Annotated in this window: 13 protein-coding genes; 9 read left to right on the forward strand and 4 right to left on the reverse strand. The window is 54.2% G+C overall.

Annotated features, from left to right (window positions below; all coding sequences use genetic code 11):
• Positions 1 to 146 precede the first annotated feature (146 nt).
• The 4 genes from ACN0UH_RS19015 to ACN0UH_RS19030 all read right to left on the reverse strand — a co-directional run bounded on the left by ACN0UH_RS19015 (position 147) and on the right by ACN0UH_RS19030 (position 4482).
• Positions 147 to 1583 carry an NAD(P)(+) transhydrogenase (Re/Si-specific) subunit beta gene (locus ACN0UH_RS19015; protein WP_417663532.1) on the reverse strand — a complete coding sequence of 479 codons (1437 nt, stop codon included), beginning with the start codon at positions 1581 to 1583 and terminating at the stop codon, positions 147 to 149.
• A 2-nt stretch (positions 1584 to 1585) separates the two neighbouring features.
• Entirely contained in the window at positions 1586 to 1903 is a 318-nt protein-coding gene (locus ACN0UH_RS19020) for an NAD(P) transhydrogenase subunit alpha (protein WP_087515020.1), read from the reverse strand.
• A 12-nt stretch (positions 1904 to 1915) separates the two neighbouring features.
• Entirely contained in the window at positions 1916 to 3037 is a 1122-nt protein-coding gene (locus ACN0UH_RS19025; protein ID WP_417663533.1) for a Re/Si-specific NAD(P)(+) transhydrogenase subunit alpha, read from the reverse strand.
• A 536-nt stretch (positions 3038 to 3573) separates the two neighbouring features.
• Positions 3574 to 4482 (reverse strand): LysR family transcriptional regulator, encoded by a 909-nt coding sequence (locus ACN0UH_RS19030; protein WP_417663534.1) that lies wholly within the window; start codon positions 4480 to 4482, stop codon positions 3574 to 3576.
• Positions 4483 to 4779: 297 nt separating this feature from the next.
• Here ACN0UH_RS19030 and ACN0UH_RS19035 point away from each other — a divergent pair, with 297 nt between their 5' ends.
• The 9 genes from ACN0UH_RS19035 (at position 4780) to pelG (ending at position 19699) form a co-directional block, all read left to right on the forward strand.
• Positions 4780 to 5958, forward strand: a complete 1179-nt coding sequence (locus ACN0UH_RS19035; RefSeq protein ID WP_417663535.1) for an acyl-CoA dehydrogenase — start codon at positions 4780 to 4782, stop codon at positions 5956 to 5958.
• Between the two features lie 87 nt (positions 5959 to 6045).
• Positions 6046 to 7269 (forward strand): CaiB/BaiF CoA transferase family protein, encoded by a 1224-nt coding sequence (locus ACN0UH_RS19040; RefSeq protein ID WP_417663536.1) that lies wholly within the window; start codon positions 6046 to 6048, stop codon positions 7267 to 7269.
• A 201-nt stretch (positions 7270 to 7470) separates the two neighbouring features.
• Positions 7471 to 10323: an endo alpha-1,4 polygalactosaminidase gene (locus tag ACN0UH_RS19045; protein WP_417663543.1), complete on the forward strand. Its 2853-nt coding sequence runs from the start codon at positions 7471 to 7473 to the stop codon at positions 10321 to 10323.
• Positions 10301 to 13912 carry a tetratricopeptide repeat protein gene (locus ACN0UH_RS19050; RefSeq protein WP_417663537.1) on the forward strand — a complete coding sequence of 1204 codons (3612 nt, stop codon included), beginning with the start codon at positions 10301 to 10303 and terminating at the stop codon, positions 13910 to 13912. The genes ACN0UH_RS19045 and ACN0UH_RS19050 overlap by 23 nt, the downstream gene beginning before the upstream one ends.
• A gap of 27 nt (positions 13913 to 13939) precedes the next feature.
• Positions 13940 to 14458: a penicillin-binding protein activator LpoB gene (locus tag ACN0UH_RS19055; protein ID WP_417663538.1), complete on the forward strand. Its 519-nt coding sequence runs from the start codon at positions 13940 to 13942 to the stop codon at positions 14456 to 14458.
• Positions 14458 to 15834, forward strand: a complete 1377-nt coding sequence (locus ACN0UH_RS19060; RefSeq protein ID WP_417663539.1) for a PelD GGDEF domain-containing protein — start codon at positions 14458 to 14460, stop codon at positions 15832 to 15834. The genes ACN0UH_RS19055 and ACN0UH_RS19060 overlap by 1 nt, the downstream gene beginning before the upstream one ends.
• The gene (locus ACN0UH_RS19065) at positions 15812 to 16801 is read left to right on the forward strand and encodes a HEAT repeat domain-containing protein (RefSeq protein ID WP_417663540.1); all 990 of its coding nucleotides are present in this window, start codon (positions 15812 to 15814) and stop codon (positions 16799 to 16801) included. Before ACN0UH_RS19060 ends, ACN0UH_RS19065 begins: the two co-directional genes overlap by 23 nt.
• The gene (gene pelF, locus ACN0UH_RS19070; RefSeq protein WP_417663541.1) at positions 16798 to 18327 is read left to right on the forward strand and encodes a GT4 family glycosyltransferase PelF; all 1530 of its coding nucleotides are present in this window, start codon (positions 16798 to 16800) and stop codon (positions 18325 to 18327) included. The genes ACN0UH_RS19065 and pelF overlap by 4 nt, the downstream gene beginning before the upstream one ends.
• 1 nt (position 18328) lies before the next feature.
• Positions 18329 to 19699, forward strand: coding sequence for an exopolysaccharide Pel transporter PelG (gene pelG, locus ACN0UH_RS19075; protein WP_417663542.1), 1371 nt, complete (start codon positions 18329 to 18331; stop codon positions 19697 to 19699).
• Positions 19700 to 19813 lie beyond the last annotated feature (114 nt).

Consider the following 19813-nt stretch of genomic DNA (forward strand, 5'->3'; position numbering starts at 1 on the left):
TTCGTCGTACACCTTCAGTCATGGGACTCTCCTGAAAAAGAACCTAGAAGGTGTAAACCTTATTCAGGACGGGTCAACAAAATTAAAAAGGCCCAGCCTGAATATCAGGCTGGGCCTTTTTATGCTTCTGAATAAGGCTTTAGTCCTTACTCAACTGCCTTGACCATGTCTTCAATGACTTTCTTGGCATCGCCAAACACCATCATGGTTTTGTCGAGGTAGAACAGTTCATTGTCGAGACCGGCATAGCCACTGGCCATCGAGCGCTTGTTGACGATCACGGTCTTGGCTTTGTAAGCCTCAAGAATCGGCATGCCCGCAATCGGCGACTTAGGATCGTTCTTGGCTGCCGGGTTGACCACGTCGTTGGCGCCCAACACCAGCACCACGTCGGTCTGGCCGAACTCGGAGTTGATGTCTTCCATCTCGAACACTTGCTCGTAAGGCACTTCTGCCTCAGCCAGCAACACGTTCATGTGCCCAGGCATGCGCCCGGCAACCGGGTGGATTGCGTACTTAACAGTGACGCCGCGATGGGTCAGCTTTTCAGCCAGTTCCATCAATGCATGTTGGGCGCGGGCAACGGCCAAGCCGTAACCCGGCACGATCACAACGGTGTCGGCGTTGGTCAGCAAGAAGGCGGCATCGTCGCTTGAGCCCGACTTGACCGGGCGCTGCTCTTTGCTACCGGCTGCAGGGCCTGCATCCGCTTCGGCACCGAAGCCACCGAGGATCACGTTGAAGAACGAGCGGTTCATGGCCTTGCACATGATGTACGACAGAATCGCGCCGCTTGAACCGACCAGGGAACCGGCAATGATCAGCATCGAGTTGTTCAGCGAGAACCCGATACCGGCCGCAGCCCAACCCGAGTAGCTATTGAGCATCGATACCACAACCGGCATGTCTGCACCGCCAATCGGGATGATGATCAACACGCCGATGATAAACGCCAGAATCAGCAGCAGGACGAAAGCAGTCAAGCTGCCGGTAAAGGTGAAGTACAGGCCCAATACCAGAATGGCGATGCCAACAATAAGGTTGAGCTTGTGCTGGCCGCTGAACGATACCGGTGCGCCTTGAAACAGGCGGAACTTGTACTTGCCTGACAGCTTGCCGAAGGCGATCACCGAACCGGAGAAGGTCACGGCGCCAATGGCTGCACCAAGGAACAGCTCAAGGCGGTTGCCCGCTGGAATGGCGTCGCCCAGTGCTGCAACGATACCCAGCGACTGAGGTTCAACCACAGCAGCAATCGCAATAAATACCGCAGCCAGGCCAATCATGCTGTGCATGAAGGCGACCAACTCAGGCATCTTGGTCATTTCAACGCGCTTGGCCATGATCGAACCGGCCGTGCCGCCCACCAGTAAGCCGAGGATAACGTAGCCAATGCCGGGTGAGTCCGCTTCGGCGCTGAGCTTATACATCAGGCCTACGGTGGTGATGACAGCCAGACCCATGCCGATCATGCCGAACAGATTGCCGCGGCGTGAGGTAGTCGGATGTGACAGGCCTTTAAGTGCCTGAATGAAACAGACCGAGGCGATCAAGTAGAGAACAGTAATTAAATTCATGCTCATGATCAGTGCTTCTCCGTCGGCGCGGCTGCTTTAGGCGCCTTCTTCTTGAACATTTCGAGCATGCGTCGGGTGACTAAGAAGCCGCCGAATACATTCACTGCCGCCAAGGCGACGGCCATCGTGCCCATAAACTTGCCAAAGGGGGTTACGGTCAATGCGGCAGCCAGCATGGCGCCGACAATTACGATTGCCGAAATAGCGTTGGTCACCGCCATCAACGGCGTGTGCAGCGCCGGGGTGACGTTCCAGACCACGTGGTAGCCGACATAAATAGCCAGTACAAAGATGATCAGGTTGTAGATACCGTCGGAAATTTCCATGTCTCTACTCCTTTAGCCGTTGCTGCGTACGATTTCACCGTCGCGGCACATCAGGCATGCAGCGACGATATCGTCTTCGAGGTTGACGTTGAACTGGCCGTCCTTGTCGAGGACCAGTTTGAGGAAGTCGAGCAGGTTGCGGGCATACAGTGCCGAAGCATCCGCGGGCACTAATGCCGCCAGGTTGCTATGGCCGACGATGGTCACGCCGTGCTTGATCACCACCTGCTCGGCTTCGGTCAACGGACAGTTGCCACCTTGGGCCGCAGCGAGGTCGATGATCACCGATCCTGGCTTCATTTCCTGCACCGTCGCTTCATGCAGCAAGGTTGGCGCCTTGCGGCCCGGAATCAGTGCTGTGGTAATTACGATGTCGGCCTGTTTGGCGCGCTCGTGCACCGCTTTGGCCTGGCGTTCCATCCACGAGGCTGGCATTGGCCGGGCATAACCACCAACACCTTGTGCGGCATCGCGCTCTTCATCGGTTTCGAATGGCACATCAACGAACTTGGCGCCCAAGGATTCGATTTGCTCTTTAACCGCAGGGCGCACATCTGATGCTTCAATCACAGCACCCAAGCGCTTGGCTGTTGCGATGGCCTGCAAGCCTGCAACACCGGCACCGAGAATGAGAATCCGCGCAGCCTTAACGGTACCGGCAGCGGTCATCAGCATCGGCATAAAGCGTGGATAATGATGGGCAGCCAGCAACACGGCTTTATAGCCCGCAATGTTGGCTTGTGATGAAAGCACATCAAGGCTTTGCGCACGCGAGGTGCGCGGCGCCGCCTCAAGGGCAAAGGCGGTAATGCCGCGCGTGTTCATCAATGCGATGGTTTCGTTGCTGAAGGGGTTGAGCATGCCAACCAGAACGGCACCGGATTTCATGAGCGCAAGTTCAGCTTCAGATGGGGCGACCACTTTCAGTACAAGTTCAGCACCAAAGGCATCGCTGTCGCTGCCAATGGTTGCGCCTGCAGCTTCATAAGCTGAATCAGTCACACTGGCACTAATGCCTGCGCCACTTTGCACTGTTACCTGATGGCCTTGGCCAATCAGTTTTTTAATGGTCTCGGGAGTCGCAGCTACGCGCGTCTCTCCGGCATGGGTTTCGAGAGGAACACCGATGTGCACTTCAAATCTCCTGCGTGATCTTTTTTTGTGAACCCAGACGCTACGTTGGCATTTGGGCGAAGGGAGGATCAGCACAATCCCGCTTAAGCATGGTTCTAAGTATTGAGCGGGGTCGGCATTTTGCAGGTGAAGCGCGGCCCCTTCAAGACGTTCTGAAGTAAAACATTGCAGTAACTACAGGTCATCCGGTGACTATAGGTTCATGTATTGCAGTCAAGGCCTTGTGTTTAGGGGCTTTGTGGCAATTTATAGGTGGTTTTTAGGATTCTGTAGCCGGCTAAATAATTTGCAATTCAGCAGATCAATGGTTACCAGTGTAATTACAGTCCGCAGCCCTTAACTAGCGCGTTAGCGGCCTCTACTGTGCAAAAAACGCAACACTTAAAAGCATGGTTACAGGGTTTATCTGTAGCGGAGCTTAATGCTGACTACGGGGTCAACTTACGTGTGCTGGCCGCTGATTTTAAAGGCTTCGGCATGTTGTGAGAGGGCGGTCGATGCTGACTAAATGATGAAAATCGTTCGGTTGCTGTCATTTATTCCAGTCCACATCGTTGTGCGTACTCTTTTGTTTGCTCAATCAGCCAGTCACGCAGCGCTTGCAGGGCTGCTGATTCGGCCTTGCGTTCGGGGATGATCAGATAATACGCCTTGTCACTTGGGTAGCTGTGTGGGGAGGCAATCATCAGGCGACCTTCGCTCAACTCGCGCTCAATCAGGAAGGGCGGTATCAGTGCGATGCCCATCTCATGGATAGCCGCTTGTGCGAGCATCGAAAAAAGTTCGTAGCGAGGCCCGCTCAAGTCGCGTGCGACCGTTATGCCTTGGGCATTGAACCATTGTCGCCAGCCGTAGGGGCGGGTTGTTTGTTGAAGCAATGGCAGGTTTGCCAGTTCATCGGCAGCCAACTCTGAGCGGCCGTCAAGTAATGCAGGGCTGCAGACTGGCATTGAGTTTTCACGCATCAGTCGATAGGACGCCGTGCCCGACCAGTCGCCATCACCAAAATAGATAGCGGCGTCAAAGTCGGTATCAGCAAATAAAAAGGGGCGCGTGCGGTTCGTCAGGTTGACCGTAACTTGTGGGTGCAGGCGCTGAAAATCCTTGAGCCTTGGCAGTAGCCACTGAGTACCAAATGTTGGCACAACGGCGAGCTCAATCGTCATCGCGCCTTGCTGACCAATCACTGCCAGAGTGTCGCGCTCGACAGCATCCAACTGGCTAGCTACGCGACGTGAGTAGGATGCGCCAGCTTCAGTCAGCACAACCCCGCGCCTTGAGCGGCGAAACAGTTCAACGTTAAGAAATTCCTCAAGCCCAGCAATCTGCCGACAGATTGCGCTCTGCGTCAGTGCAAGCTCTTGCGCGGCTTTGGTAAAGCTCTGATGGCGGGCGGCTGATTCAAAGGCGATCAGTGCAGCGGTGCTGGGGATTTTTCGGCGCATGGTCGGCTATCCGGTGGCGATCTGGTCAGGGCATTGATCGGGTCGTATGCCTTGGTAACATGCCAGAAAGTTATTCTGTGCAGCAGCAAGGTCGGTTTGATTTTTGCCGCATTACCACTAATTCAGCGTGCTCGTCGCATGCATCGATGTGCTGAGTGGTGGATTTACGAAGTGAGTATTATGCACAGGTTAGTGCGAAATACTCGTTTGTGTCCTGTGTTTAGCGCGTCTAGGATCAATCCACACGATCATTTGTGGAGCGCTTTGATGCTCCCGTGCTGAACAGAGGATTACCCGATGGCCAAGGCAAGCTTTAACTGGATTGACCCCCTGCTGCTGGATCAACAGCTCACTGAAGAAGAGCGCATGGTGCGTGACAGTGCCCAGCAGTTTGCCAATGACAAGCTTGCGCCGCGGGTGTTGGAGGCTTTCCGTAATGAGCAGACCGACCCGGCTATTTTCCGTGAAATGGGTGAAACCGGATTGCTCGGCGCCACCATTCCTGAGGCTTACGGTGGCAGTGGTCTCAATTATGTGAGTTATGGCTTGATCGCCCGTGAAGTCGAGCGGATCGATTCGGGCTATCGCTCAATGATGAGTGTGCAGTCGTCCTTGGTCATGGTGCCGATCTACGAGTTCGGTAATGAGGAAACCCGGCAAAAATATTTGCCTAAGCTGGCCAGTGGCGAATACATCGGTTGCTTTGGTCTGACCGAGCCCAATCATGGCTCTGACCCAGGTGCGATGATCAGCCGGGCGCGCGCTGTCGACGGTGGTTACCGTCTGACGGGTAGCAAAATGTGGATTACCAACAGCCCAATTGCTGATGTTTTTGTGGTGTGGGCCAAAGACGATGCGGGCGAGATTCGCGGTTTTGTTTTGGAAAAAGGTTGGGAAGGTCTGAGCACTCCAGCGATTCACGGCAAAGTCGGCCTGCGCGCTTCGATCACTGGCGAGATCGTGATGGACAACGTGTTTGTGCCCGAAGTTAACGCTTTCCCGGATGTGCGTGGCCTTAAAGGCCCGTTCACTTGCCTTAATTCCGCGCGGTATGGCATTAGCTGGGGCGCCTTGGGTGCGGCTGAGTTTTGCTGGCACACCGCTCGCCAGTACACGCTGGACCGTCATCAATTCGGTCGTCCGCTGGCTGCAACGCAGTTGGTGCAGAAGAAGCTTGCCGATATGCAGACTGAAATCACCCTGGCGCTGCAAGGTTGCCTGCGGCTGGGGCGCATGAAGGATGAGGGCACTGCCGCTGTCGAGATTACCTCGATCATGAAGCGCAATAGCTGCGGCAAATCGCTGGAGATCGCGCGCATGGCGCGTGACATGCTCGGTGGCAACGGCATCAGTGATGAATTTGGCGTGGCGCGGCATCTGGTCAATCTGGAGGTGGTCAACACCTACGAAGGCACCCACGATGTACATGCACTGATTCTTGGTCGCGCGCAAACCGGTATCCAGGCGTTCTTCTGATCGGTGACAAGAGGGCAAGGCTGTAAAGGTCTCGCCCTCTATCTGACCTTACTTGTGTTATGCCTCGTCTCGATTACGGAGTCTGAAATGTCCGGTGCTCTGTCGCATTTACGTGTTCTCGATCTATCTCGTGTATTGGCGGGGCCCTGGGCGGGGCAAATTCTCGCGGATCTGGGTGCCGAGGTGATTAAGATCGAGCGCCCTGGTGTCGGAGACGATACGCGTCATTGGGGGCCGCCGTTCTTGCGGGATAGCGCCGGGCAAAACACCTCTGAGGCGGCTTATTACCTCAGCGCTAATCGCAACAAGCAATCAGTCACCATCGACTTTACTCAGCCGCGCGGACAGCAATTGATCCGCGAGCTGGTAGCCGGGTCGGATATTCTGATTGAGAACTTCAAGGTCGGTGGTTTGGCGGCTTACGGTCTCGATTATGCGAGTCTGAAAGCGCTTAATCCGCGATTGATTTATTGCTCTATTACCGGCTTTGGTCAGACTGGGCCATATGCCAAGCGTGCTGGCTATGACTTTATGATTCAGGGATTGGGCGGGCTGATGAGTCTGACCGGTCGCCCTGAAGGTCAGGCTGGTGCCGGGCCAGTAAAGGTTGGGGTGGCGTTGACCGATATCCTCACCGGGCTCTATTCCACCTCGGCAATTCTGGCTGCACTGGCCAGTCGCGGTGAGACCGGAAAAGGTCAGCACATCGACATGGCGCTGTTGGACGTGCAGGTGGCATGCCTCGCCAATCAAGCGATGAACTACCTTGCCACCGGCATATCGCCGAAGCGCTTAGGCAATGCTCATCCTAATATTGTGCCGTACCAAGATTTCCCTACGGCCGATGGCGACTTTATTTTGACGGTGGGCAACGATGGACAGTTTAGAAAGTTCTGTCAGGTTGCCGGGAAAGCTGAGTGGGCGGATGATCCACGCTTTGCAACCAATCAGGCTAGGGTCGCGCACCGGGCTGAATTGATCCCGCTAATACGTCAGGTCACAGTGTTTAAAACAACCACGCAGTGGGTGACGGATTTAGAAGGCGTTGGTGTGCCATGTGGCCCGATCAACGATGTCCAACAGGTGTTTGCTGATCCTCAGGTTATTGCACGAGGGTTGCAAATCGAAATGCCGCACGCACTTGCGGGCTTAGTGCCGCAGGTCGCCAGCCCGATAAGGCTATCCGAGACTCCGGTGCAGTATCGTAATGCTCCGCCCCTGTTGGGCGAGCACACTGAGCAGGTGTTGCAGCGCTGGTTGGGCCTGAGCGCCGCAGATCTGGCGGGTCTGCGTGATGATGGGGTGCTTTGATCAAGATTGATGAAGCGCGCAGGTGCCACAGTTCATCATTTGGCTAAACTCTGCCCTATCTGAAAGTGATGCCAATATACTGGCGCCGTTTTTTTCGGGAATCCTTAGACAGCGAATTTATAATTTAATTTCACGCCTTCTGAAATAACGCCTAACCTTATCTCTTTGGGTTGACGGATAATTCCTACAGGGCTGTAGATGATTAGATTTTGTCGTATTCGATCTGCTGTAATCTTGACCGTCTCATTCTTTTCATCACTGCTTCGCTCGACACTTACTCTGATTAGTCAGCTTCGCCATCTGTTGATGTGTCTGTGCTTGCTACTTTCAGGTGTTACATCAGCTCAGCAGCAAGCGCCCAAGAGTGTGGTCTTCTGGTATGCAGTTTCACCACCATTGGCCGAGCTTGCTCAGTTCGACTGGAGTGTGGTCGAGCCTGTTCATCTGTCCAGCGACGATGTTAAATATTTGCGCGCCCAAGGCTCTCAACCTTTTGCCTATTTATCCGTGGGCGAATTCGATGGCGATCTTAAGCAGCTGCAAAATAAAAGTTTGCAAGCCGGAGCCAGCCCGACACGCAACGACGCTTGGCAGAGTCAGGTTATGCGACTCAGCTCTGACGTTTGGCGTAATCATTTGTTGCAGCGAGCCAAAGCGCTCAAGGCCCAAGGCTATAGCGGGCTGTTTCTCGATACGCTAGACAGTTTTCAGTTGCTACCTAAAGACCAGCAAGAGGCTGAACGTGTTGCCCTGCGCGACTTCCTCAAACAACTGGCGAAGCAAGAACCTGATTTAAAACTGTTCTTTAACCGTGGTTTTGAAGTTCTTCCAGAGTTGCCAGGTGTAGCGGCTGCCGTGGCTGTGGAGTCAATCCATGCTGGTTGGAATCCATCCAGGCAAAGTTATCGTGAAGTGCCCGCCAGTGATCGTGAGTGGCTTGAAGGCCATCTAAAGCCGTTACGCGAGCAGGGTATTCCGTTAGTTGCCATTGATTATCTGCCCGCAGAGCGTCGCGTCGAGGCGCGCAAACTAGCGAAGCAACTTCAAAACGAAGGCTTTATCCCTTTTGTAACCATGCCCGATCTAAACTATTTGGGCATCAGCTCCATTGAAGTAAAGCCACGCAGAATTGCGCTGATATATGACTTGCGTGAAGGTGCTCTGTATCAGTCAACCGGCTTCAATGTGCTTGGTGGCTTGCTTGAATATCTAGGGTATCGAGTCGACTATTTCGCCGCTGATGAGCTGCCGAATATCCCCGCAGCGGGTCTCTATGCTGGGGTTATTACATGGATGAACACTGGGCCGCCGCTAGATGCCAGCGTATTCAACAAGTGGATCAGTCAGCGCCTTGATGAGCAGGTGCCGCTGGCGCTTTTCCAGGGACTGCCAATTGCAGATCCACAGCTTTTGCAGCGCCTTGGCTTGCAATCAAAAACTGTCGATCTTAGTAAAAACGCCGAGTTAGTCAGCTACGACAAAACCTTGTTGGGCGGCTTTGAAGGGCCCGTCAAAATGCGCACGCGTGAATTCACGGCGGTGACTGCGTTGGCGAATGGCCCCACGCCTGCGCTGACAGTCAGCGATAACGGCGAGTTGTACACGCCTGTTGCGGTGGGTGATTGGGGGGGCGTGGTGCTCAGTCCGTTCGTGGTTGAGGACACTCCCGATCAAAAGCGATGGATTGTGGATCCATTTGTCTTTCTGCAGCGCACATTGAAGCTAGAAACCATGCCGCGCCCGGATGTGACTACTGAGAATGGTCGACGTGTAGCGACTGTACATATCGATGGCGATGGTTTTGTTTCGCGTGCCGAAGTGCCGGGCAGTCCTTATGCTGGTGAAGAAGTTCTCCAAAGCTTTATCAAACCGCATGATTTCCTGACTTCAGTTTCCGTCATTGAAGGTGAGGTTGGGCCCAAGGGGATGTACCCGCATCTCTCGGCTGAACTGGAGCCGATTGCGCGCAAGATCTTTGCTGAAGACAAAGTTGAAGTGGCTACACACACGTTCAGTCATCCATTTTTCTGGCGCCCGGATGATGCGCTTAAGAGTGAAGGATTTGACCCCGAATACGGTCTGATGATGAAGATTCCGGGGTACAAGAAAATTGACTTCAAGCGAGAAATTAACGACTCCACGGATTACATCAACCAGCGCCTGACCACACCGCAAAAGCCAGTAAAAATGGTTTTTTGGTCTGGCGATGCGATCCCGGATGCAGCCACCATCAAGCTGGCTTACGACAAAGGCTTGACCAACGTTAATGGCGGTAACACTGCGCTGACCAATGCCTTTCCTTCACTGACCAACCTTTACCCGTTGATTAAACCCAGCGCTGGGGGCATTCAGTATTACGCGCCAGTTATCAACGAAAACGTATACACCAATCTCTGGCATGGCCCGTACTACGGGTTTCGCGATGTGATGCAGACGTTTGCCTTGACCGACAAGCCAAGGCGCTTACGCGGGCTGCACCTGTATTACCACTTCTACTCCGGGACCAAGCAGGCCTCGATCAAGGTCATGGGTGAGATATATCGCTCCATGCATGCTGAGCATCCGATGTCCTTGTGGATGAGTGATTACATCCCGCGTATGCATGGCTTGTATCAAACCAGCATGGCTCAGCTCAGTGATGGCAGCTGGCAATTTCGCGGGCTGGACAAGTTGCGCACTGTGCGTATTGATCCTGCAATGGGGTGGCCTGACTTAAGCCGTTCCAAAGGTGTTGCCGGTGTGAGGGATTTGCCGCAAGGCCGCTATGTGCATTTCAGCACGGAGTTTCCGGTTTTGGCGCTGCGTAAGACGCGTGACCCGCGCCCGGCGCTTGAGGAGGCCAATATCCCGCTGACCGGTTGGGAGTATCAAGATGACAAGGTGGTGCGAGTGTCATTTTCCGGGCAATTTCCATTGCAGTTCAGCGTCCGTGCTAACTCTGCTTGCACCCTTGAGCATGCGGGTAAGCGCTATGTAGCCAAGGCTGTAAAGGGTCTATGGCAATTTAAGATTGATAAAACACAGGTGAAAGATGCGCAGCTCACCTGTCGTTAAGAAAACCCGCTTACTTAGCCCCTGGACTCTACTGTTAATAGCCATTTTGGTCGGGGTGTTATTGGTTGTCAGCTTCTCGGGCAAGGACGCGTTCTTGCCTGACGATAACAAGCCTGATGCGGTTTCGGTCAACTACGCAGAGCTACTGCTCAAGGCCGACCCAGATAACCAGGAGTTGCGTGAGAAACTGATCGGGCAACTGATTGCGCTGGGCAGCTACGACGCTGCGCGCCGTCATATCGATGAACTGCCCGCAGCCACGCCTGATCTCAAGCATTTCTTCACGTTGGAACTAGACACCCTGGAAGCTTTGGCCAGAACTGAGGGTGTTGATGCAGCGACCAAGGCCGCGTTGGTGGCGCGAATAGAGGCCTTGCCGCGCACGACACTTAGTGATGAGCAGCTTAAACGCGAGGCGAGTTACGCCCTTGCCTTAGGCGCACCAGCTGTTGCCGCACCCATCTATGACGAGTTAGCCGTGCGTCAGCCGGAGCAGAAGACTGAGTGGTTGGGCCAAGCTGCTAAATGGTTTATGGCGGGGTCAGAGCCAGAGCGCGCGGCAGAAGTCTACAAACTGCTACTCGAGGATGAGAAGGACCCACAAAAGCGCCTCGACTTGGTTTATCAAACGGTACGCGCCCTGCGCGGCGCCAATCAGGAAGGCGCAGCGGCCGTGTTTCTCAGCGAGCACATGGCCGCGCTGAGCGGGCAAGACTCCGCGTTATTGGATGAAGGCTTTCAAGCTGCGTTGGGTAGCAATCGTTATGACTTGGCAGCGCAGTTTGTCCGTGCATGGCGTGATCAGCAGCCAAACGACATGCGAGCGGTCCAGGCAGAGTTCGATTTATATATGGCGTCGGGTGATATTGAAGCTGCATGGCCGCTGGGCCAAATGCTAGTCGCCCATGATCCCGATAATCCAGAGCTTCTCACCACCATGGGCAAACTGGGCGAGTGGGTTGAGCAATCTTTAGATGCATTGGACTACTGGGAGCGCTTGCTAGCATTGAGTGAAGACCCAGCAATCCGTGAGCATTCATGGCGCTTGGCGGCTCAGTTGTTCAAGTTTGATCGAGCCATTCCTTTGCTAACCGAGCTGAGTGAGATGCGCCAGCTCAGTACTGTCGAGCTCGACTCGCTGGTTTACAGCTATGAGTCTTTGGGCGAGCCTGAGGAAGAAGAACAGTGGTTGCGCAACTATATCAAAGCGCACCCTGGGCACGAGCTTGCGTGGGTGAGATTGCAACAATTGCTTGAGCGGACTCAGCAATTTGAGGTCGAAACACAAGTGTGGGTGCAGCTGGATAAGCGCTTTGGTGTGTCCACCAGTGGGCGTATCCATTGGGCGCAAGCTCACTGGCAACTCTTCGATGATGAGACTGCTTGGCAGGTCTTGGTCGCTAAAAATGCACATGCCGAGAAGATCACTGATCCCGAATATTGGCGCTTAAGGGCCGAGCTAGCCTGGGTGACAGAGAATGATCAGGACACACAAGATTCGTTTGAGCGACTGCTGGCGCTCAACGAGCCGCTCTACAGCTCCGATCGCGAACAATTATTGAGCATTTATCAAAAGGTAGACCCGCCCAAGGCTTTGGCTTTGCTGGTGTCTTTCTGGCACGCACGTCACCAGCCTGAGCGGCTCGCCAACGCTTTGGATTTAGCTGAGCAGTTGGGCGAGTGGGAGCAGTACGCAGCCTTGGTTGAGAGCGCCAACAAAATACCCGGCATGGAAAACTTTCCAGCATTGTGGAATGCCCGTGCGCAATTGGCTGTTCGCGCAGGCGACGACGCCAAGGCAGAGCGTATTTATGAGCAGGCGCTGAGGCGTTTCCCTACGCAGAATATCTACCGCGAGCAGTTATTGTGGCTATATATCGCGCAGGGGCGACATGAAGATGTCGAGCAGTCGCTGAATAAGTGGCAATCAATTGCCCGCGCTGACGGCATTATGTGGTTGCCGTTTGCCAGTGCCAATTTGATGCTCAATCGGACTGAGCGTGCGCTGGCTTGGTTCAAGCTTTATTTACAGGCCAATCCGGACAACCTGCTGGTCAACGCAGCCTACGCCGACGCGCTAGAGGGCGCCGGTTATCAGGAAGCTGCATTGCGCCTACGCAGCAAGCTGCTCAAGCAAATGCAGGCGCAAACCTTACCAGCAGACCCGGATACATTACGCACCTACTTGCGCCTGCTCGGCAGCGCCCAATCGCAGAATGCAGCGACCGCGCAAGCGACCAAGCTGGCGGGCGGTTCCAAAGCGATGCTGCAAGTATGGTTCGAGCAGTTCACCACTCAGCTCAGCGCTAATGGTCAGACTGATATGACCGGCCAATGGCTGGCATGGGCGGGTGGCCAGGGTTTAAAGGTTGAGCGATATGAGCAGTTGAGCGAAGCGCTGCGCACCATGAACCGGTCACGCTTGCAAGCTGAGCTGGATCAAGGTGGCTTGGATCCTTTGCAAGAAACTGAAGTACTTGCTGCGTTAGGCAAAGACGGTCTGGCCCACGCTTATGCGCTGAGCCATCTTTCCAATCAATATCCAAATGCCGTGAGCAACCAGCTTCGAGAAATGCTCGCTGGTGTCATAGAAAATACACCTCAAGGCGCTCAGTTGGGCTGGCAAAGTCAAGACTTTGGGGGCCTCAAGCTGCAAGGTACTCATGCCGCAATTGCACGCAATGTCACCGATGACTGGTACGCGCGGCTCGATTTGTTCGACGGCCGTTATGACTCTAAAAGCCTCGATGAAAGCGTGATTGGCACTGAGCGTAATGCCGAGCTGCTGCTGCAGCGCGAAATGGACAACGGCGTGTTCGGCATTATCTTTGATGGTAGCTGGCGTGATGATGAAGACCGCTTGGGGTTTGGTCTTTTCCGCACGCTACAGCTGACTTCACGCGACTTGCTGCGAGTTGATCTCGACGTCCACCGCGAAGCCGATGACAGTGGTTTGATGCGCGCGCTGGGCATGCGTGATGGCTTGACTGTCGGCGGCCAACATAACTTCACCGCGCGTGACCAGATTGCATGGTCGATTGGCCAACAACGCTTCCAAACCCGCCAAGGCGATGACATCGGTTCGGGCCAGAAATACAACCTGGAATACAACCACACGCTATTTTTTGCGGGACCCGCGTGGGTGCTGCGCACAGGCGTGGATTATCAGCGCAATAACCTCGAAGACACCTTGCCTGAAGATCTGCTGACACGCAGAGAAGTGGTTAATGGTGATGGTGATGCGTTCTTCGTGCCGCTTGGTGGTGCGTTAGCCGAAGATGACGCGACGCCAGAAACCCTCCTCGAAGAGCGTTATGGACAGCTTTACTTGGGAACCAGTTGGCAGCGCGGCTTGCCTGGTTCATTGAATCGCAGCCATCCGCAGTACACCTGGTTTGTAGATATGCAGGCGGGCTGGCAATGGGTTGAGCAGGAAATTAACTACGCCATCAGCACGGGCGTGGGCGTGGAGGTGCTTGGCGATGATGAGCTGGCATTTTCCATGGGTTATCAATCGGCACCACAAAACGGCGATGGCGAGCCGGGTGGTACCGCTGCAATAACTTACAGCACCCGTTTTGGGCGTTGAACATCGATTTAAATGGAGGAACTGACAATGTTGAGTATTCGAAAGCTGGCCTTGTTGGCCGTGGTTGTCGCGATATCGGGCTGTTCAAGCTTCACCACGCCAGATAGCCAGGTATTCCCGCGAGAAGCGCAGTGGGGCGTTCTGCCCTTGGTCAACTATTCACAAGCGCCTCAAGCGGGGCAGCGCAGTGAGCAGATTTTGCTCAGTGTGTTGAACGAAGAAGGGCTGCACCCGCGCTTGTATCCGGCGAGTACGCAAAGTGAATTGCCGCTACTTGATGATCGCGCACGTCTTGATGAGGCGTTGAACTGGGCGCGCAAAGAAGGTTTGGATTACGTTATTAGCGGTAGCGTTGAAGAGTGGCAGTACAAAAGCGGTTTGGATGGCGAGCCTGCTGTAGGCCTGAGCTTGCAAGTTCTTGAGCCTGCTACGGGGCGGGTACTTTGGAGCAACAGCGGTGCTCGTGCAGGTTGGTCACGCGAGAGCTTGGCTGGCACCACCCAAAAAGTCCTGCGTGAACTGGTCGGCGAATTACAGGTTGAATAATGGCAACTGAGTCTGCTCACAAGGACTTTGCCTTGGCGCCTCGCGCCAGTGGTCATGTCTCCTGGATCGAAACCCTGTTAATCAGCGTGGTTGTAGTCGCGCTTGGTTATTGGCTGTCACCCAATGATCCATTGCTGGTGCATGGCTCGTTTCCATGGCTGATTCTGGCGCCATTGTTGATGGCTGTCCGTTACGGCTTTATGCGTGGCTTGATCAGTGCATTGATTATTGTCGCTGCGCTCTTTGTCTACCGGGCCAATGGTTGGGAGCTTTATCAGGATTTGCCAGCATCATTTATCGTTGGTGTCTTGATTAGCGCGATGCTCATTGGTGAGTTTCGCGACATCTGGGAGCGACGCCTGGAGCGTCTCAACATGGCCAACGAGTATCGCCAGTTGCGCCTTGATGAGTTTACCCGGGCGCATTACATCCTGCGTATTTCCCATGATCGTCTGGAGAAGCGGGTTGCTGGCAATGATCAAAGTTTGCGCAGTTCACTGCTGGGGCTTCGCGCAAAAATGCGTGAGCTGCCGCGCGAAGGTTTGGCTATCTCGGTTTTGGCTGAGTCCATCCTGACGCTGCTCGCGCAATATGGCTCATTTCGGGTGGCCAGCCTGCATTTGGTCAATGACAGTAAAACAGTGGTGCTCGAACCACTGAGCAGCATGGGCGAAGTGCGTCCTATGCTGGAGGATGATCTGCTGGTCAGGCAGTGCCTCGCGCAAGGTCAGTTGGTCAGTGTGCGCGAAGAGTTGATGGAGCGCGGTGAGCACCGTCGGCATTCGCAATATCAGGTTTGTATTCCGCTGATGGATACCGAGGATCGAATTGTGGCCTTGTTGGCGGTTGAGCAAATGCCATTCTTCTCCTTCACCCAGCGGGTACTTAGCCTGTTGATGATTCTTTGCGGACATATTGCCGACCTGCTGCAAACCGATGCGAAAACCCTGCAGCTAGCTGACATGGATGCACAGGATTTCAGCATGCAGATCAAGCGCTCGATCAATGATGCTGTCGAGCATGAACTGGAAGCGCACTTGTTTGTGATCGAGGCCGATCCAAGTGAGCATCAAGCCGCGCTGTTACGTCTGATTCAAGACAGCCGTCGCGGTCTGGATGTGCAGTTGCGCACCATCAATGAGCGTGGCCACGAATGTATTCTGGTGCTGTTGCCACTGACTTCGGCAGATGGTGGCCAAGGTTACTTGACGCGGCTCAATAACATTATTCATGAGCACTTTGGTCTGGATCAGAGCTTCGAGTCGTTGGGTATTGTGATTCGCGAGTTCGATATCGACGGCCAGGATGGGGGCGAAAGCTTACGGCGTTTTCTGTTCAATGAGTGTGGGATCAATGATCAGCAAGTGGCTATTTAGCGGGGCGGTTCTTTTCGAGCTGAGCAGTTTTGCTGCTTTTCTCGAGCACCTATCCACAGTTGAGGCCACGCTGCTTTATGTCTCGGCGCATGGTTTGGCGAGCTTGATGCTAGGTGCTGGTGTGTGGTTACTGCTGCCTCGTCGCTACAAACGCCCGCTACCGTGGAGCCCGCTGCTGCTCTTTAGCCTGGCTTTCTTTATTCCCATACTTGGCACCTTGGGTGTGATTCTGGCGGTATTCCCGGCGCTTTATCTGCCTCGCAAACAGAAGCCGCAGGTCTGGCATTCAATGGGCGTACCAGAGCTGCCGTTTCGCGCCCAGGAACTTGGTCGTGACTTAATGTTCAGCGATGGTGGTTTGCAGGATGTGTTACGTCACGCGCCAAGCCCTGAGCGTCGCACCATGGCTTTAATGGCCACGCGCCGGATGAATGGCAAAGACTCTATCCCGATTCTCAAGTTGGCGTTGCGCGACCCGGCGGATGATGTGCGTTTGCTGGCGTATTCGATGCTTGATCAGCAAGAAAGTCAGATCAACCAGCGAATTGAAAAGACCCTCAACCAACTGCAAGGCGCTCCAGAAACACAGCACGCCGCGTTGCACTCAACCTTGGCGCGTTGGTATTGGGAGCTGGCGTATATGGGGCTGGCGCAGGGCAGTGTGCTTGAACACGTGCTCAACCAGGCCCGTGAGCATGTTGAGCGCTCACTGAGCCTGGGTGCGGGGGATGACATGCATTTGCTGGCTGCACGTATTGCCATGGAGCAGGGCTTGTTAGTCGAGGCACGGAGCCATTTATTGGCGGCCAAGGCTGCGGGGCTGGCGCAGGAAAAAATTGCGCCATTCGAAGCTGAGATTGCATTTATTCAAGGGCGTTATGCGGATGTTCCTATGCACTTGTCGCAGCTTTCTAGTGAAGCCTTGAAGCGTCCACCCTTTGGTGCGCTGGCGAGATATTGGTTATGAAATCTAAAGCGCAAAATACAGCGCCTATTGCTGATGTCTGCTTGTTGCTTGAGGGCACTTGGCCATATGTACGCGGGGGCGTTTCGAGTTGGGTTAATCAACTGATTCTCGGTTTGCCTGAGCTGACATTCTCGGTGTTTTTTATTGGTGGGCAACAAAGCGCATACAGTAAACGTCAATATGCCATTCCGCCGAACGTGGTCCATATTGAAGAGCATTTCCTAGAAAGCTCATGGACCGCGGGTCGCGCAGTAATGTCGGCCAAGCGTGAAGGGCCAAGAGCTGAGATCAATATTCTGCATGAGTTCTTCCATCACCCGGACGAGCCGCTCCCTGAGCAAGGCGAGCGAGTGCTTGAGATTCTCGCCGCAGGCGATGTGACGCTGGATGATGTGTTGCACAGCCGCGCCAGTTGGGATGCGGTGACGGAAGGCTATACCAAACACTGCAGCGACCCTTCCTTCGTCAATTACTTCTGGACGCTGCGCACCATGCAAGCGCCATTGATGATGTTGTGTGACGCCGCCATGCGCATGCCGCGCGCTCGTGCGCTGCACTCGATCTCCACTGGGTATGCCGGGCTGTTGGGCAGTATTTTGCAGTCACGTTGGAATTGCGCATACGTATTGAGCGAGCACGGTATTTATACCAAGGAGCGCAAGATTGATCTGGCGCAGGCCAGTTGGATCTCTGACAGCCCGGACGAAGCGTTGAAAACAGGCATCGACTCTGAGGTCAATTACGTTCGTCGCTTGTGGATCCGCTTCTTCGAGCGTATCGGCTTGCTGGCTTACCGCTCGGCCAATCCAATCACGGCTTTATATGAAGGCAATCGTCAGCGCCAACTTGCCGACGGTGCCGACCCTCAACGCGCTCGGGTCATCCCCAACGGGATTGCGATGGATGTCTGGAGCAATGCTATTGAGCAGCGGCCTGCTGGGATTCCACCGATTGTTGGTTTGATCGGTCGAGTTGTACCGATCAAGGACGTGAAAACTTTCATTCGGGCGATGCGTGGAGTGGTCAGTGCGATCCCCGAAGCTGAAGGCTGGATTGTGGGGCCCGAGGAAGAGGACCCGGATTACGCCAGCGAGTGCCATAGCCTGGTGGTCAGTCTTGGCCTGCAAGACAAAGTGAAGTTTCTGGGCTATCGCAACATTCGCGAGTTACTGCCTGAGCTAGGCATGATGGTTCTGACGTCTATCAGTGAGGCCCAGCCGCTGGTGATTCTTGAAGCCTGGGCTGCCGGAACACCTGTAGTTAGCAGTGATGTGGGTTCTTGCCGAGAAATGATTGAGGGGGTTGCAGGTGAAGACCGGTCATTAGGTCGTGCCGGAGAGGTGGTCGCCATTGCTGATCCTCAGGCAACTTCGCGGGCTATCGTCAGCTTGCTCAATGATGAACAGCGCTGGCATGACGCTCAGGCTGTCGGTTTGAAACGGGTTAACACCTATTACACAGAGACTCTGATGCTGCAGCGCTACCGCACACTTTATCGCGATGCGATTGCCATGGGGGGCCAATAAAATGGCTGGCATTGGTTTTGAATTGCGTAAGATTCTTTCACGAGACTCCTACACCTCGACATTGCGCGCCTACGTCTACGCCGGTTTAATTGGTTCAGGCCCGTGGGTGCTATCGATTCTGAGCGTGATGATGATCGGCGTGCTCAGCCTCGGTATCGTGGTGCCCGAGCTGCTAATCAGGCAGTTTCTGATTACGGTCACCTACTTGATGGCAACTTCGTTGATCATCACTGGCGGCGTCCAACTGATGTTTACTCGCTTCATCTCAGACCGTCTATTTGAGAAGGCCAATGACAAAATCCTGCCTAATCTGGTGGGTATGTTGCTGCTGGTCACCATCGGTGCGGGGGTTCTTGGGTTTGTGCTGCTGGCGACGCTATTCGACACATCCTTCACCTACCGCCTGCTGGTGGTGTCGAACTTTGTAGTGCTGTGCAACCTGTGGTTGGTGATTACCTTCCTGTCTGGAATGAAGGCCTACAACCGGATATTGCTGGTGATGCTTACGGGTTACACGCTGATGGTGCTGTGCGCCCTGTTGCTGCGTTTCCTGAAGATGGAGGGCTTATTGCTGGCCTTCCTCATTGGTCACGCCAGCCTGCTCTTTATGTACCTGTTCGATATTCTGCGTGAGTACCCGGCTAAGCAGTTGGTCGCCTTCGACTTCTTCAAGCGTCAGCAAGTGTTTTACAGCCTGTTGGTCACGGGGCTTTGCTACAACCTTGGCGTGTGGATCGACAAGTTCATCTTTTGGTATACGCCGGTTACCTCAAGCCAAGTTATTGGGCCGTTACGCGCCTCTATTCTGTATGACCTGCCCATCTTTCTTGCGTACTTGGCGATTATTCCAGGTATGGCGGTATTCTTGGTGCGAATCGAAACTGACTTCGCAGAATGGAACGAGCGGCTGTATGTCGCTATTCGAGGAGGGGAAACCCTGCAGCATATTGGCCAGTTAAAAGAACAGATGATTTTGTCTATTCGCCAAGGCCTGCTGGAAATTTGTAAGGTGCAGGGTGTAACCGTAACGCTGCTATTCCTGCTGGCACCGCAACTGCTCGAATGGCTGGGCATGTCCAGTCATTACCTGCCCCTCTTCTATATAGACTTGATAGGGGTGAGTATCCAAGTGGTGTTCATGGCCCTGCTGAACGTGTTCTTCTATTTAGACAAGCGCGCCATCGTGCTGGAGTTGTGCATCCTGTTTGTCGTGCTCAACGCCGCGTTGACCATATTAAGCATCTATATGGGGCCGAGCTTCTTCGGCTACGGCTTCACTCTGTCCTTGCTGGTCTGTGTACTGTTGGCCTTAGGCCGCTTATCAAGCTCGCTGGATGATCTGGAGTATGAAACCTTCATGCTCAGCCGTTAATACGCGGGTTTGAAGGTTTTTTGGATTAGATTCAAATAAACCCTTGACGGCAAATCTGAGGTGCCTATAATGCGCACCTCTTCCGGCGTAGACCTCTCGGAAAACCTCTTGTAA

Origin of the sequence: Pseudomonas sp., from assembly GCF_048265905.1 — a bacterium.
Lineage (GTDB): Bacteria > Pseudomonadota > Gammaproteobacteria > Pseudomonadales > Pseudomonadaceae > Aquipseudomonas.

Excerpts from the sequence above, each read along its gene's own strand:
- ACN0UH_RS19015 (WP_417663532.1), bottom strand. The coding sequence starts at position 1,583 with ATGAGCATGAATTTAATTACTGTTCTCTACTTGATCGCCTCGGTCTGT.
- ACN0UH_RS19020 (WP_087515020.1), bottom strand. The coding sequence starts at position 1,903 with ATGGAAATTTCCGACGGTATCTACAACCTGATCATCTTTGTACTGGCT.
- ACN0UH_RS19030 (WP_417663534.1), bottom strand. The coding sequence starts at position 4,482 with ATGCGCCGAAAAATCCCCAGCACCGCTGCACTGATCGCCTTTGAATCA.
- ACN0UH_RS19035 (WP_417663535.1), top strand. The coding sequence starts at position 4,780 with ATGGCCAAGGCAAGCTTTAACTGGATTGACCCCCTGCTGCTGGATCAA.
- ACN0UH_RS19040 (WP_417663536.1), top strand. The coding sequence starts at position 6,046 with ATGTCCGGTGCTCTGTCGCATTTACGTGTTCTCGATCTATCTCGTGTA.
- ACN0UH_RS19050 (WP_417663537.1), top strand. The coding sequence starts at position 10,301 with ATGCGCAGCTCACCTGTCGTTAAGAAAACCCGCTTACTTAGCCCCTGG.
- ACN0UH_RS19055 (WP_417663538.1), top strand. The coding sequence starts at position 13,940 with ATGTTGAGTATTCGAAAGCTGGCCTTGTTGGCCGTGGTTGTCGCGATA.
- ACN0UH_RS19060 (WP_417663539.1), top strand. The coding sequence starts at position 14,458 with ATGGCAACTGAGTCTGCTCACAAGGACTTTGCCTTGGCGCCTCGCGCC.
- ACN0UH_RS19065 (WP_417663540.1), top strand. The coding sequence starts at position 15,812 with ATGATCAGCAAGTGGCTATTTAGCGGGGCGGTTCTTTTCGAGCTGAGC.
- pelF (WP_417663541.1), top strand. The coding sequence starts at position 16,798 with ATGAAATCTAAAGCGCAAAATACAGCGCCTATTGCTGATGTCTGCTTG.
- pelG (WP_417663542.1), top strand. The coding sequence starts at position 18,329 with ATGGCTGGCATTGGTTTTGAATTGCGTAAGATTCTTTCACGAGACTCC.